Source organism: Stutzerimonas sp. C6.4V, assembly GCF_058536345.1.
This window is the reverse complement of sequence record NZ_JBZUBM010000003.1, coordinates 1-14,284: the sequence shown is the minus strand read 5'-3', so window position 1 is coordinate 14,284 and position 14,284 is coordinate 1. Positions and strand designations below refer to the sequence as shown.

The window sequence follows — 14,284 nt, the reverse complement described above, 5'->3', positions numbered from 1 at the left end:
GCGCTCATGCCTCGTGCTGTGGAGCAAGATTGATCAGCGGCGCAATGATGAGCTGAGCGGAGCGCGCCCAAGAAACCAGTGCCTCAAGATCCATCTGTAGAGATTGGGCTTCTGTCCAGATACAAGCACTCTCGGCAGGCACCGTAAGAGCGATGCCCTCAACTATCGTCAGAGCCATCGCATGCAATCTCAGTAGCTCGTCGCGAATGGAGGTGATTCCACCCAGTTCCACCAAGCAGACGTCCAAGCGATCAACCAGCCGGAGCAGTTGAGAGGTGTCGAAGCTGTCGCGCAGGTTTTCCAACGCCACGGCGTCCACTTCGCCGTACGGTGTAAGGCGGAAGGATGCGGGAGGAATGTTGATCATGGCGTTTTCTCGGTATCTAGCTGGCTAGGTCTGATCACCCGCAGCGAGCCGGCAGCTTGTTGGAACACCGAGTCCTTGATCCAGGGCTCCGGTGGCCGGTTTAGCTTGAGGTTGAATTCGCCGAAGCGCTTGAGGTTGCTGGTCAGGTAGAGTGGTTGGGCCCCCTTCAGCATACATAGCGGAACTGGTGTAGACGACTAGCCCTGAGCTAGGCCTTGGGCTTTCAAGCAGCTCCAATGATCGGCACTGAAGTGCTAGGGAGCGGATTACTTCTAAAATTCTGGCTAACACGCTCACACTTAAAAACGCTTCTGGATATGCTGGAAAAAGGCAAGCCAAGCAGGCGAAAAATTGACACTAACTACTTTCAATACAATGGTTATTTCTTGGGATATAACTCTTCTAAAGATAATGCCGGTAAATACGGATTTGAAGAAAGCCCTGCTGAAATCAAGCAAAAAGTGAAAGAGCTTTTACTAATCTAGCTCGGTCGAACAAACTAGGTCTATTGCTCGTTGAGTGATCGTCTCTGAGCATTTTAACTGCTGCCGTTGCTGGCAGCCATGAGTCAAAAATTGCACTCAACGACAGGCAGCTTTTGGCCGACAGGTGCCTGTCGTCACCGGCTGCAATCGGCCGAGGCTGTGTAAAAACGTTTTCGAGCGCGACAGGTACTCAAAACCGGACTGGAAATCGCGCATCTGGGCGAAATCCACATCTGCTGAGGTGCCGAAAAATTTCAGATTTCACGTAGACGCGCGCACTTCAATTTTGACGAAGCGTTTTTACACACTCTGGGCCAAAAGCAGGCATTAGATGTGACCACGGCACTCGAGGTGATTCAAAACTGCTCTAGACGTTCGTCTTCAGCTGATAGCCATATGGACAGCACACACCACCCAAGGTACGGTTCATTTGCCATGGTAATACGCCATTATCAAGCGATGCCTAGAGGGATTTAGAGTGCACGTTAAAGCCATCAAGCTGATCAACTTCAAAAAATTTCGCGACGAACTTCTAGAATTCAACGACGACGTCAATATTTTCGTCGGCGACAACAATGCTGGTAAAAGCACAATCTTGGAAGCGTTAGAAATTGTGCTCAATTACAATCATCGTGGACGGCCCTTCAACGGCGAGTTCTCCCCTGATCTTTTCAATCAGGATGCCGTCACGCGGTTTCTCGCCTCTGACTTGAGCTCCAAGCACCTGCCCAGCCTTATCATCGAAGCCTACATTGACGGTGTGCCTGAGTACCGAGGCTCGAACAACAGCCTCAAGGCTGACGCCCAGGGCGTCTTGGTACAAGCCTGTTTCGACCCGTCGCTGGAGGCCGTATACGAGAGCCACCTGCTGACCAAGCCGAACATCACCAGCATTCCGATCGAATTCTATAAGGTGGAATGGCTCGATTTCGGTTGGAATCCGATAAAACCGATCGCTAAGAAGTTTAAGGCGCTGTACATCGACCCCACACGTATCCACCCAACCATGGGGAAGAACCAGTACATTTCGAGCATTCTCAACACCGCATTGGCGAAGGAAGAGCTCGTCAAGCTGACCCTCAATTATCGTGAAAACCTGCAGGTGTTTAACAACTCCGGGGAGGTCAGGACGGTCAATGCCAGCCTTGATGCGGGTCACCTTATCACCGATAGCAAGCTCACCATTGCAGCAAGTACGTTACCTGCGGGCTCCATCCAGACCGGCCTACAGCTTGAGGTCGATGATGTGCCTTTTCACCTCATCGGCAAGGGTGAACAGAGCAATGTGCAGATTAAACTGGCCATTCAGAACAAATCCCACGACATCGATCTGGTGATGATGGAAGAGCCCGAAAATCATCTATCTCACACCAATCTGAACAAGCTTGTGCACTACATCGAAACCCAGCGAGGAGACAAGCAGCTGTTCCTGACCACCCACAGCTCGTATGTGTTGAACAAGCTGAGTATCGACAAAATTTGCCTTGTGCAGTCAGGGTACAAAAGGCTGCACACGCTAGACGCTAAAGTGGTGAAGACCCTCAAGCGTCTTCCTGGCTACGACACCTTGCGGGTGGCACTGTCGGGCAAGGTCATCCTGGTCGAGGGGCCGTCGGACGAACTGGTGCTCAAGAAAATCTACCAACGAAAACACAACCGACTGCCTGAGCAGGACGGGATAGATATCATCGTGGTACGCGGTGTAGGTTTCAAGACGTTCATCGAAGTCGGTAAAGAGATCGGCACCAAGATCCATGTGCTCAGGGATAATGACGGCGACTATAACGGTAACGTTGTACAAGGACGTCTGGAATACGCTGCGTTTCCTAACATCAAGCTGTACTCGTCGATGAACGACGCCGAATTTTCGCTTGAGCCAGCGATGATTTATGCCAACGCAGTTGACATTAAAACCCTTGACGCTTTCGCAAAGGAAGTCTTGTCGACGGAAACCTTCAATATCTACAACGCAGAGGTCTCTCTGGAGGATCGAAGGGAAAATTTGATCCGTTGGTTCAAGAGCGTAAAGGGCAACGGTAAAGGCGCTCGCAAGGTCGACTCTGCGGTCAAACTGTTCGATGGCGCACTGGACTTCAAGTACCCAGCCTTTCTAGACGAGGTGCTCGATTTTGCCTAACGAACTCTGGGTCGCAGGCGCCGGATCAGGGAAAACGCACAAGATCATTACTGAAGCCATTGAGACCATCAAGGCTGGTGGACGTGTGCTTGTAGTCACCTATACAACCAATAATCAGGCAGAGTTGCGCTCTCGTTTTGTTGAGTTGTACGGTGCTAGCAGTGAGCACTTCGTCGTCAAGGGGCTGTTCTCTTTTTACCTGGAAGATATGGTGCGTCCCTATCAGAGCGAGGTATTTCCAGATCGGATCACGACTATCTCGTTCACTGAGAACAACCCTCACTTAATATCAGGTACAACCTACTACATTGAAGGCAGAGCTGAAAAATCGGAAGATGGCACGATCAATCCACTGCATTACCTGACGCCCTGCAAAACAAAGGCGTACTCCGGGTTTTTGGCAAAGCTTGCGACCCTCATTGCGAAACTATCCAAAAATGCCCCTGCCAAGCGGTTGAAGGAGATTTATCAAAGGGTCTATTTTGATGAAGTGCAGGATTTGGTCGGTTGGGACTACGACGTGATCAAATCACTCAACAAGGTCATGGTCGACTCGATCTGTTGTGTGGGCGACTTTCGACAGACAATCTACACAACGACGTTCGGCCATAAGGCTCCGCAGACGCCTCAACAGAAGGTCGATTACTTCGTCGGGAAAATGAAGTTCGAAAAGCATTCGATGCCGAAGAATCGCAGGTGCATACAAGAAATCTGCGACCTCTCCGACACGATCCACCTGGGGCTGTATGACAAGACGGTAACAGGTGTCGAGAAAGTGCCAGACGAAATATCGCATCACCATGGCACCTTCATAGTGAAACAATCTCAGGTGAGCGATTACTTGGCAGCGTTTCAGCCTCAAGTACTGCGCTGGTCGTCCACCACCGGCACTGGATACCTACCGGGTAACCTTATCTGTTATACGTTCGGTTCCTGCAAAGGCTTAGGCTTTGATCGAGTGCTTGTGATCCCGTCAGATAAACATCTGAAGTTCATTGGCGGAAATGCCAAAGTGTTCGACAAGGATAAGACGGAGGAGTCGCGAAACAAGCTATACGTCGCGATTACCCGCGCGCGCTATAGCCTGGCCTTCCTCGTCGAGGATAAGAAGGTGAAAGGGCTCCCTTACCCCATATGGGATGGCTCTGGCGCGCTCAATGCAGTGATCGAAAAGTGAGGCGGAGAGGCTGACGACTCATGTTGAGTGACGAGAAGCCGCCTCTCCCCGCGGACATTTCAGGAGCAATACCATGACGATGGCCCATGAGCGCACCCGTAGCGTTGTTCAAACACGGGACTTCCTACAGGAGCTGGCTAGGGACACGAGCCTTCCTGAAAACGTACGGTACCAAGCAAATAATCTACTTCGGCATTACCCGACAGCAGAAGCCGTCTGGTTGGCTGGTCGAGTGGAAGAGCGATCCAAGCAAGAGCTTTCCCTATTGGCCGACAAGCATGGACCTCTACATCCGGTGTTAGTCAGCTGGCTGTTAAATGATCCGATGTTTTCGGATCACGGAGCCAGCTGAGCCGGGGCGCAACACTGGCAAGAGGATCCCCCTCGTCAGGTGTTCAAGGGGCAGATGCTGGCTGTGGCCTTGATGTCCATCATGCCGTTTAAATAGGCCCCGTTTATCTCTGAGCGGCCCGAAGGGAGCCGTGCACTGGGCGTGATTGACATACCGCCGTGCCGTAACAGCTTCCCTCGTATCTATAATTGGTGGCTCAGCTAGGAGCCATCATGAGTTTGTTGCCGATTGAATCTGTTTTGCCCGCTTTAAGAGATGCCTTGTCTGCACGTAATGAAGTTGTACTTGAGGCAGCGCCGGGGGCAGGCAAAACAACGCGAGTACCAATAGCGCTGCTGGAAGAGCCTTGGCTGGCCGACCAGACTATTGTCATGCTCGAACCACGTCGACTAGCTGCCAGAGCCGCAGCTGAGCGACTGGCGAGCGAGCTGGGAGAAAGCGTTGGGCAAACAGTCGGCTATCGAATTCGCTTGGAGAGTAAGGTCGGACCACAGACTCGAATTGAAGTAGTGACTGAAGGCATTCTTACTCGTCGGCTTCAAGACGATCCTGCCCTAGATGGCGTTGGGCTGCTCATATTTGATGAGTATCATCTGCGTAGTCTCGATGCCGATCTGGCGTTGGCCTTGTGTCTCAACGGCCGTGAGTTGTTGCGCGACGAACCGCCGCTGAAGGTGCTGCTGATGTCCGCCACGCTGGAAGGCGAGCGCCTGTCGCGCCTGCTGGACGAGGCGCCTGTGGTACGCAGCGAAGGTCGCATGTATCCGGTGGAGCAGCGTTGGGGGCGGCCGAGTCAGATCGGCGAGGCGCTCGAACCCCGGGTGGTACAGACCATGCTCCAGGCCCTGGCCGATGAACCTGGCAGCCTGCTGGTGTTCCTCCCCGGCCAGGCGGAGATTCGCCGCGTCGCCGAGCAGTTGGCCGAGCGCCTCGCTGGCCGGTCAGAGATCCTGCTCTGCCCGCTCCACGGTGAACTGGACCTCGCTGCCCAGCGCGCGGCCATCGAGCCGGCACCGGCGGGCAAGCGCAAGGTGGTGCTGGCCACCAACATCGCCGAGACCAGCCTGACCATCGATGGCGTGCGCGTGGTGGTGGACGCGGGCCTGGAGCGTGTACCGCGCTTCGACCCGGCCAGTGGCATGACTCGCCTGGACACCCAGCGTATTTCCCGCTCCTCCGCGACCCAGCGTGCCGGCCGTGCCGGCCGTCTGCAGCCGGGTGCCTGCTACCGGCTCTGGTCTGAGGCCCAGCATGAGCAACTGGCCGCCCACGGGAGCGCGGAAATCCTCCAGGCCGACCTTGCCGGACTGGCGTTGCAACTGGCGCGCTGGGGGATTGGTGATCCCAATGAACTGGCCTGGCTCGATCCGCCGCCCACGGCTGCCTACGCCCAGGGCCGTGACCTGCTGCAACGCCTCGGCGCACTGGCCGACGATGGCAACTTGACCCGCCATGGCCAGGCCATGGCCGAACTGCCCGCCCATCCGCGCATTGCCCACCTGCTGTTACGTGGCCACGCCCTGGGACTCGGCGGCCTGGCCTGTGACCTCGCCGCCCTACTGGGCGAGCGCGACATCCTGCGTGGTGGCGGTGCCGACCTGCACAGCCGCCTCGCCTTGCTGGCCGGTAACGACAAGGCAGCGCGTGGCGCTCGTGGCGGCGTGCAGCGTGCTCGCCAGCTGGCGCGGCAGTTCCGTTCCTACCTGCGTGGCCCGGCCAGCGAGCCGGTGGCCGATCCGGATCACCCGCGCTGGCTCGGCTGCCTGCTGGCGTTCGCCTACCCGGACCGCATTGCCCAGCAACGTCGTGCCGGAGGGGCCGATTATCGGCTGGCCAATGGCCGTGCAGCCACCTTTGGCGAGCCGGATGCGCTGATGAAGGAGCCCTGGTTGGTGATCGCCGATCTCGGTAGCCGCCAGGGCCAGCGTGAAGAGCGCATCTATCTCGCGGCCGACCTTGATCCCGCACTGTTCGACGGCCCTCTGGCCGAACAGGTAAGGTGCCAGGACCTGCTCGACTGGGAAGAGCGCGAAGGTGTGCTGCGCGCCGAACGTCAGGTGAAAGTGGGTGAGTTGGTGCTGGCCCGCGAAGCCCTTGCCGAACTGGATGACGAGGCCCGCTCGCGTGCGCTGCTCGGTCTGGTGCGACGCAAGGGGCTGGAGCTGCTGCCGTGGAGTGCGGAGCTGCGCCAGTGGCAGGCGCGGGTGGCGCTGCTGCGCCGACTGGACCTGGCCGACACGGGCAGCAGCGAATGGCCAGACCTCTCCGACGCGGCGCTTCTGGCCAGCCTGGAGGAGTGGCTGCAGCCCTGGCTGGGCAAGGTCAGCCGCCTCAGCCATTTCGCCAACCTCGACCTCGCCGGCATCCTCCATGGCCTGCTGCCCTGGCCGCTGCCGCAACGCCTCGACGAGCTGGCGCCGCGTACGCTGGAAGTGCCCTCCGGCTCGCGCATCCGCCTCGACTACAGCGACGAGATGCCGGTTCTCGCGGTGCGCCTCCAAGAGCTGTTCGGCCTCGCCGACACTCCGCGCATCGCCGGTGGCCGTCAGGGCGTCAAGCTGCACCTGCTGTCCCCGGCCCAGCGCCCGGTGCAGGTCACCCAGGACCTGGCGAGTTTCTGGCGCAATACCTACGCGGAAGTGAAGAAAGATTTACGAGGTAGGTACCCTAAGCATTACTGGCCTGAGGACCCGCTTGTGGCCCAGGCTACAGCTAGAGCTAAGCCGCGAAAATCGTAGGCTGTTGCTCAATGCGGGCGTGTGAACCGGAACCCAGTGTTGCCTCGAGAGCAACGCAGGTTGGCTCTCTGTTGAGTGTGCCAGTCAACCGGCGTACTAGGGCCGTGCGAGTTTTACCGTATTGCCATTCGTAGAGTCGACGTGCCCGTTTTTTGCAGATTTCGGCCCTTTGTAAATGTGTGCTCCGGAACTTAAGCGACGGTTCACCCTTGACACCCTAGTGGAGGATCATAGATGTCGTGGACTTTGGCGGCATCGACCATGCATTCCTGGTTGATCACAACGGCCAAGTGATCTTCAGCCTTGACAAGGGTCAGGTGATGACGAACCTCAAGGACATCTATCCGGACAGAGCCCTACGGATTGAGTCGGGCATTCAGGATGCCACCTTGCACGGGCAGGAGCGGATTGTCTCTTTCGCCCCAGTGAACGACCGGTAAACGTCGTCGTCATTAGACACGCGCTTTATGGACGCTTCGGCAGTGAAGCGAGTTGTATCGCAACATTCAAAGGTGGTTATGCCAATGCTCCCAGCTTTTGACTGACTCCGTATTCTCTTCCTCTTCCTCTTCCTTTGTCTCTTTCTTGAGATCTTCTTGCCGAAGTTGCTTTAGCTTCTCCAGTTCACGCACGTACTCGTCAACTGGCATACCATTTTTTAATGCGTTCAGAAGTAGCTCCTCGGCCTGGTCATATATACGGTTAGTCCTGATTATATGGGCAGATGAAACGATGTCTTCGTATCCATCAAGTTTGGCGAATGCAAGATGAATATACCGTTCTACCGAGAGGGGATCTTTGTGGCCAGTCCACAGCATGACGTCGTAAAGAAACTTTTTGCTATTAAGCAGGGCGCTTCTGAAGTCGTCCTTTTGCTTGAACTTGTGTCTTTTGATTAGGAGTACGAAAAGATTGGTGATGAAAGCATGGCGGAACATGTGTGCACAGACTTTTTCTTCGATGCCGGCGTGACTTCTAAGTTGAATCATTTCATTCGTAATACTGCAGGCACCGAGCGGCTTACCAGTCTTTTCTTGAACAAAGAGTCTGTCGTGATCCGTGTCCTTGAAGTTGCGAAGAGATATTCTGCGGGCAAACTGAATATATTTCTTAGCTTCGCTTAGTACCACTCTTGAAATCGGGATAAAACGCTCGGAATAGGTTCCACGTTTCAAGGTTCGCAGACGTAGCAATGGGAACGACATGTTCATGGCATTACGTATGTCCGAAACGGTAATTTCAATTATCTCGCTGCGTCGAGCGCCCGTATGCTCAAGCAAGGAAATCACCAGATTCCGTCGAAGTTGAAGGTGTCTCGATGGGTGGATTTTGTTTGCTGAATCTCGCAAAAGCTTTATATGTTCGCTCGGGATCGGATCGCGCGTGTGGTAGCGCGTTCCAGATACATGAAGAGAGTGGTGATGCAGATAACTCCGCTTTATCGTTCTTCCTGAGCGCGTTGTGATAGTAAATGTTTTCATTACGGCGCGGATGGTTCCATTCTCTGATACAAATGCATCGTCGCCATAAAGACGTCCTACGAATTGCAAAAAATCTAGACAGATCCTACCAATTGCTAGGAGTGTAGTTTCGGTGCGCCTATTTACAGTGGGATCGTTGACAGATCGCTCCTTTCTTAATTCGTCAATGAAGTCTGAGAACTGTTGGTCAGACAGTCCTATAAAGTCAGTTCGGTATCTGAAGCAGTAGCGAACTAGTGGGCTTATTTTGGATGCATACTCCCCAATGCTTCCGCCTTTACCGCCGTGCCTTGATAGGCCTTTTCCACCTCGGCCAGGGCGGTCACGTAGTGCGAGCATGTAGAGATTTGCGACGTTATTGGGCGTGCCATCAGGCCAACAGCAAAACGGCAGGCCAGAACCATCTTTTGTTATAGTACTTCCATGCGCATGGTAGCTAAAGAGTGTTAGCTCTTTAAGTGGTTTAAATAGTTGTTGGCGAAGGTGGTTTGTCACTTGCGATACTCCTCCAGTCGCGTAACTCGCCCGTCTCCGGAAGAAGGGGAGGGGGGGGTGGCTGTTCTGGAGGGAGGCTCAGTAGAGCAGTAAGTGCCTGAACGGCATCGCTTGCCCGCTTTTCAAGTAGAGCGGGATCTAGATTGCTACGTATATTTCTTAACTCGTTAATTGCCAGGCTTAATCCCTGGAGGAGGACCATGTTGGCGCAGCGCTGCTTATCAAGTCTCTCCTCTAGTTCAGTTACTAGTCGCGAAAGTCCGGACTTAGTGCGTTTTGTTGAAGTGGCCTCTTTGCTGCCATTGACCTTCTCAATGGCCCTCAATGCCGCTAGGCGGAGGGTATCAAGTTCCTTAAATCCTCCCTTGAACTGTAAGTTGGCGTGAGATTTTAAAGTGTTGATGCTCATTGAGGATTTTGACTTTATAGCCCCTGAGTCCTCGAAATTGAATTCGAGCTTGGCTAGCGCTCCTTGGCTTCTGAGAGCCTTTAGAATGTTCTCGTTTTTGGAAAAATAGTCAGGATTACGGTAGATTAGCTTTAAAAGTTCACTGGTTATTAATGTGGCGCTAGCATGTGGCTCTAGGTCGGAGATTTTTTTCATTTAGTCTGTGCTCTGAATTTTTACTACCACGCGCATATGTTGGCCGGTTTCGTCTGTGAAAAACTCTGGCTCAATCTGGACTTTCCCTGTCTTTATCATGTCGGTGATTGCGTCTTCAAGTTCAGCAGTGTCTACTAGAGCAAAATTATCTGTGTTGTAACGAATTTTTAGTATTTCGGCTAGATCTTCGTAAGCAGTGATATCGCCATTATGCAAGCTTTCTGCTATGAACTGAGCCTTAGCGCTACGCAAAACTGCACCATCAGTGGACTCAGTAATGTAATTCCAAACATGCTGCATGTCGGTGTGCCCGAGCATCCACTGCAGTGTCTCCAGTCCTCCAAAACTGCTCGAGTGGAAGAATACCATGGAGAAAAAGCGTCGAAGTTGATGTTGTCGGATATAGTACCTTTCTCCTTTTGAATTTAGTGGTAGTTCGAAATAATCGCACAACAAGTCTAGGTTTCTATTGTAGGCATACATTGTTTGCTGACTAAGCCCGGCATTTCCGAGGAGTCCGGGGGGGGCAAAGAGGCTAGTCATTTCAGTTATGAATCCGCTTTTTAAAAGTCTCTGCTGCATGGAAATTAAGTTTTTAATCATTTTTACGGCAATGGGTTCGATTGGGCGTGCTTGGCGTTGTCTTATGCCGAACAGGTTGGATGTGCTTTTTCTATTTAAGAAGATCAACCATCTTTCGCTTTTATCTAGGCAGTCAGTCGAGTGCAAATCGAGCATTTCTCCTATTCGGCGAGCCATGATTGTTCCAACTACCATCTGGACACATCCAATATAGATGCGTAAGCACTCAATCAGTCCCACATTATTTCTGAGTTCTATGAAGTAATTTGACTGCTTTCTCAGTGCGCCGTGCCTAATAGACACCGTTTGACATACAAGCCCAAGCTTCCTAATTCCCATGTCGATAAGCTCAGGGGGCATAATGTCTTGTAACTCTCCATTGGTAAGTTGCGTAGGGGCAATTCCATTGAGGTTGCAATGCTCTGCCATGCGGCAGAAACCTTCTATTAGAAGTTCTCCATACTTGAAATGGTACTCGATTGATTTTCTGAAGGCGTCTCTCACTATTGGGTACGGCAGCGTCCGAAACCGAGCAGCTTCAGAGAGTGATGGTTCATAATCAAGTATCTGCTTCAGCTCTGATACTTCGGGAGCTGGAAGCCCAATTTCATGAAGAATTCCAAGGTTGTATGTTAAAAATCTGTAGGCGCGAAATGGACCGGATGTCATTGCTTCATGGTCACCTGTCCTGACCGATGAACCGGGATACTCTCTCGATATTATTTCTCTCTCATTATCAGTATAGAATTCTAATGAGCTTAATGTTTTTAGTTTTAGATGCCCGCCTTTCAGTGTGTTGGCATAAAGCGATTTCGCTAGCTGCAAGGTGTTAGGGGTGCGGACTCCAGCAGTTGATCTTTTTTTATAATATCCATGCAAATGCAAGGCAGCTCTTGCATAAGGTATTAAATCAAAAGGTATTTCCAGGTGATGCTCATCTAGTTGTTCGTCAGTCACAATGCGCATTCGTGGATATTGATCTAGAATGCTATCGAGTTCGATAGAACTGGAAGTGTTTATTAAGCTTAAACAAAATTTGCTGATAGTCTTGGTCCACTCGTAAACCGACTCTTCCGAACCGTTGACGCTTGAGAAGACGTCTAGCATTCTCTTCATGTGATGGCTGTTGATTCCAGCCAATCCGAATCTGGATAGCTGATATTCTTTTGCATTCAGAAGAATGTAATCGGCAACGTGAATGGCCCTGTTAAACATCGTCATCTGTGCGGCTAGTGAACCTAATTCGATCGCCGATCCTCGAACAGAACGTGTAGATGTTGTTAAAAAATACTTTAGCCCGTCTAGTAATGGCTTGTTTTTTTGGGCAAGCAGAGAAGTTTCGTCGTCTAATGTAATGTCCCAGTTGATCGTGTTGGGGGTCGCAAAATTGAAATCATATTTCCATATGTGCAAGTCGAAATCACTCAGCAACCAACTTGATTTTTTGTATTCTGTCCTAGGGTCGGTGTAGAACGCTTTTAGGAAGTCTAGCTCTGCTGGTAATTCAACATTCATATATCAACTTCTCCATTCTGCGGGGGTTACACCTCTGCTCGGCGACATAAAGGTGGTCTTTCAGTAGTGCGTCATTATCCCTTCTGATCTCGGCAACAACGGCCTTCGTTAGATCTGCCCAGTATCGTGCTACTCCTGTCACTTCTTCGGGTCGTTCCGCTGTAGCCACTGCTTTCTCTAATGATACGAGGGCGGTCATTATCCCTGGATCCACTGAGATGTAGACCTCTGAGTACTGATTCGCTGAATAGGGTTCAGTTGTTTGAGTGTTCTCCGGGTTGACCAGGTGGTCAGGGATGTCTTTTAGTGCATGGTTCTTAAGAAATAGATTTAACTCTTCCATTGTCTCGAAGTCTGCGGCCTCTATGAGGAAGCTGCTATCTTTCATCGCGTCACAGATTAAGCCGCGCTGAAAAATTCTTATCCAGCGGGCTTGGAAGAAGGCTAGTATTGACTCCGGCAGGTAGTGAGAAAGTTGCAGGCAGTCGTGGTTTGCGTGGCCGAGCGCTTTGGACATGGCTTCGACGCTTTGGGTTTTTAAATATACCTCTACCCCACATGAGGCTCGAAGACTAGAAAGGGTGACTCGAGATAAGAAATTTTTTAGTTCAGTACCCCTCAAGGAAGTATGATTTGAAAATTGTTGTGCAAGTCGTTCAAAAATCCGTGTGTGTTTATCGAATAGCGCTTTGTTCCAAGTCGGAATTACAGCGCTCCGCGGGTGACCGAAACCCTTCCCGCAGGTCAGGAATAACTCCTTCCATCGGCTGTCGCCAATTCCCTTGAGATATTTTCTTAACGGTGCTGTGATCTTTATTACTTCGAAGATTCGCTTTGTTGAGTTCGCGTTTAGTTGTATTTTCTGCTCGCTTAGCTTTCCACCTCTTCTATCCTTGAAGCCGACCAACTGATACCCGGTGTCGGTTTTCACAAAGCCGGATCTTCTACCTTTGTCGTCATACAAACGAAAATTCTTAAGGAAAGATTCTGTGATCTCATTGTGCTCTGCTACCAGTAAGCATTGGTAGGGATAAAGAGTGCCAGCAGCCGGAAGTCCAAGTATATTTGCGACATCAGCAGATAATATGGTGTATCCGTATTGGTGTTCGAAGTCCATGCGCGAGGATGGAAAGCCGTTGCTTTGAAAAATCGCGCAAATTGATTCGTGATCGTAACTCCGACGCTGCCAGCCTTTTCGAGGTTTGATTTCCGAGGAGTTTATCCGTGTGGTTGCGAGTATACGAAGTTGGACTCTCGAGTAAAGTTCATTGGCTTGTTCTGTTGCCCAGGATTTTACGGTTTCGATGTCTTTGTGGATACTTTTGAATAATATTTCTATTGCCTCGTTATCAGTTATTTCGAGAGGGACTCTAGTGATAAGTTTTTCATGGATTTCCACCCCCTCATCAGACACGGACACTCTTGTTTGCGCTCTGTGTTGTTTGGGGCGGATGGGCCGTGGTAGTCCATCCCCAAAAGGGGTTGCCCAAACTCCTGATTGTATAAAGGCCTCTTCGCAGTTCGATATGAACCTGTTCCACGTTTTTATCTGGGTTGGTATATTTAGATTTTCTCTATATGCGGTTAAGAAGTGCTCCTTCATGAAGTGCAAAAAGAATGATTTTATATTTTCTGGGTTTTGGAAGGTTGTAGTTGGCCACTCCAAAGAGTTCTTCGATAAATAGCTGGCCAGCTTGTTGCACAATGTGGTGTTGCATCTTGCTTGCTTGGCCGAAAAAGTCTTCCATGTCCGGTAGTACTCTTCTGTAAACTCAGGGCCATGGGAGTGCCATAGTTCTCCCAGCGCGAGAAAACTTGGTACTCCTTTTAGGGAGTCGACTTGCCATCCGTTCCAATAGCGCAAGGCCAATGGGTTCAATTTTTTCTGCTGGGAATCCCAGAGTTCTTTCCCTTCTTCGAGGTCGGCCATCAAATAGTCGAAATTGGGCATGCCTGGAATTTCGTCGCGCAGACTTGTAAGTGTTTCTACGAAACGTCGAGCCCAGCGAATCCGAACAGGCTCTTTGCTATCGGCCAAAGTTCTTGATCGCAATGCACCGACAAAACCGATGATGATCGGCTCGCAGCTTCGACTCGACAGATGGACGTAGGAGAGTTCTGCCTCGATGAGTTGGAGGTAGCACTCGAGCAGCTTCAGCGGAACGTTAATCAACTCCGACGACGCGTGGGTTTGAAAGGCCTTGGCTAGGGGCTCCGAAATTTTTCGGAATGGATAGTTGGGTAAGAACAGGGTGCTGCTGATGATTGTCAACGAATTCTTGTCCTTGCTTTGGGGTGGAAGATCCCGTATTTGCTGGGTTTAGGTATCTAATGATAAATCCATGCGAATG

11 protein-coding genes and 1 pseudogene are annotated in these 14,284 nt (G+C 51.6%); 6 read left to right on the top strand and 6 right to left on the bottom strand.

All coding sequences use genetic code 11. The annotated features are described in order from the left end of the window. Nucleotides 1–4: 4 nt before the first annotated feature. The gene (gene tnpC, locus AC4LFW_RS21990; protein WP_003292676.1) at nt 5–367 is read right to left on the bottom strand and encodes a Tn3 family transposase post-transcriptional regulator TnpC; all 363 of its coding nucleotides are present in this window, start codon (nt 365–367) and stop codon (nt 5–7) included. Continuing rightward, on the bottom strand, nt 364–540 hold the full coding sequence (locus AC4LFW_RS21985; RefSeq protein ID WP_003292677.1) for a hypothetical protein: 177 nt from the start codon (nt 538–540) through the stop codon (nt 364–366). Before AC4LFW_RS21985 ends, tnpC begins: the two co-directional genes overlap by 4 nt. Nucleotides 541–603: 63 nt before the next feature. Here AC4LFW_RS21985 and AC4LFW_RS21980 point away from each other — a divergent pair, with 63 nt between their 5' ends. The 6 genes and pseudogenes from AC4LFW_RS21980 to AC4LFW_RS21955 all read left to right on the top strand — a co-directional run. Further along, on the top strand, nt 604–852 hold the full coding sequence (locus tag AC4LFW_RS21980; RefSeq protein WP_101153433.1) for a hypothetical protein: 249 nt from the start codon (nt 604–606) through the stop codon (nt 850–852). Between the two features lie 478 nt (nt 853–1,330). Further along, nucleotides 1,331–2,989 carry an ATP-dependent nuclease gene (locus AC4LFW_RS21975; protein ID WP_015275579.1) on the top strand — a complete coding sequence of 553 codons (1,659 nt, stop codon included), beginning with the start codon at nt 1,331–1,333 and terminating at the stop codon, nt 2,987–2,989. After that, nucleotides 2,982–4,166, top strand: coding sequence for a UvrD-helicase domain-containing protein (locus AC4LFW_RS21970; protein WP_003292679.1), 1,185 nt, complete (start codon nt 2,982–2,984; stop codon nt 4,164–4,166). Before AC4LFW_RS21975 ends, AC4LFW_RS21970 begins: the two co-directional genes overlap by 8 nt. Before the next feature lie 73 nt (nt 4,167–4,239). Beyond that, nucleotides 4,240–4,518: a BPSL0761 family protein gene (locus AC4LFW_RS21965; RefSeq protein ID WP_015275580.1), complete on the top strand. Its 279-nt coding sequence runs from the start codon at nt 4,240–4,242 to the stop codon at nt 4,516–4,518. A gap of 212 nt (nt 4,519–4,730) precedes the next feature. Then, nucleotides 4,731–7,256: an ATP-dependent helicase HrpB gene (hrpB, locus tag AC4LFW_RS21960; protein ID WP_003292681.1), complete on the top strand. Its 2,526-nt coding sequence runs from the start codon at nt 4,731–4,733 to the stop codon at nt 7,254–7,256. 224 nt (nt 7,257–7,480) lie between these two features. Continuing rightward, nucleotides 7,481–7,684 (top strand): annotated as a pseudogene (locus AC4LFW_RS21955) (PDC sensor domain-containing protein); the annotation flags it as partial. A gap of 78 nt (nt 7,685–7,762) precedes the next feature. On the opposite strand, the gene AC4LFW_RS21950 reads toward AC4LFW_RS21955, so the two are convergent. Genes AC4LFW_RS21950 through AC4LFW_RS21935 form a run of 4 tightly spaced genes read right to left on the bottom strand, consistent with a single transcriptional unit; the run spans nt 7,763 to nt 14,205 of the window. Then, the gene (locus AC4LFW_RS21950) at nt 7,763–9,232 is read right to left on the bottom strand and encodes a tyrosine-type recombinase/integrase (RefSeq protein WP_063613243.1); all 1,470 of its coding nucleotides are present in this window, start codon (nt 9,230–9,232) and stop codon (nt 7,763–7,765) included. Beyond that, entirely contained in the window at nt 9,201–9,836 is a 636-nt protein-coding gene (locus tag AC4LFW_RS21945) for a hypothetical protein (RefSeq protein WP_491822253.1), read from the bottom strand. Before AC4LFW_RS21945 ends, AC4LFW_RS21950 begins: the two co-directional genes overlap by 32 nt. After that, a complete protein-coding gene (locus tag AC4LFW_RS21940) occupies nt 9,837–11,933 on the bottom strand; it encodes a phage integrase (protein ID WP_015275583.1) in 2,097 nt (698 codons plus the stop codon). It lies immediately after the preceding gene. Then, nucleotides 11,923–14,205, bottom strand: coding sequence for a hypothetical protein (locus AC4LFW_RS21935; protein ID WP_015275584.1), 2,283 nt, complete (start codon nt 14,203–14,205; stop codon nt 11,923–11,925). Before AC4LFW_RS21935 ends, AC4LFW_RS21940 begins: the two co-directional genes overlap by 11 nt. Nucleotides 14,206–14,284 lie beyond the last annotated feature (79 nt).

Excerpts from the sequence above, each read along its gene's own strand:
- tnpC (WP_003292676.1), bottom strand. The coding sequence starts at position 367 with ATGATCAACATTCCTCCCGCATCCTTCCGCCTTACACCGTACGGCGAA.
- AC4LFW_RS21985 (WP_003292677.1), bottom strand. The coding sequence starts at position 540 with ATGCTGAAGGGGGCCCAACCACTCTACCTGACCAGCAACCTCAAGCGC.
- AC4LFW_RS21980 (WP_101153433.1), top strand. The coding sequence starts at position 604 with ATGATCGGCACTGAAGTGCTAGGGAGCGGATTACTTCTAAAATTCTGG.
- AC4LFW_RS21965 (WP_015275580.1), top strand. The coding sequence starts at position 4,240 with ATGACGATGGCCCATGAGCGCACCCGTAGCGTTGTTCAAACACGGGAC.
- hrpB (WP_003292681.1), top strand. The coding sequence starts at position 4,731 with ATGAGTTTGTTGCCGATTGAATCTGTTTTGCCCGCTTTAAGAGATGCC.
- AC4LFW_RS21945 (WP_491822253.1), bottom strand. The coding sequence starts at position 9,836 with ATGAAAAAAATCTCCGACCTAGAGCCACATGCTAGCGCCACATTAATA.
- AC4LFW_RS21940 (WP_015275583.1), bottom strand. The coding sequence starts at position 11,933 with ATGAATGTTGAATTACCAGCAGAGCTAGACTTCCTAAAAGCGTTCTAC.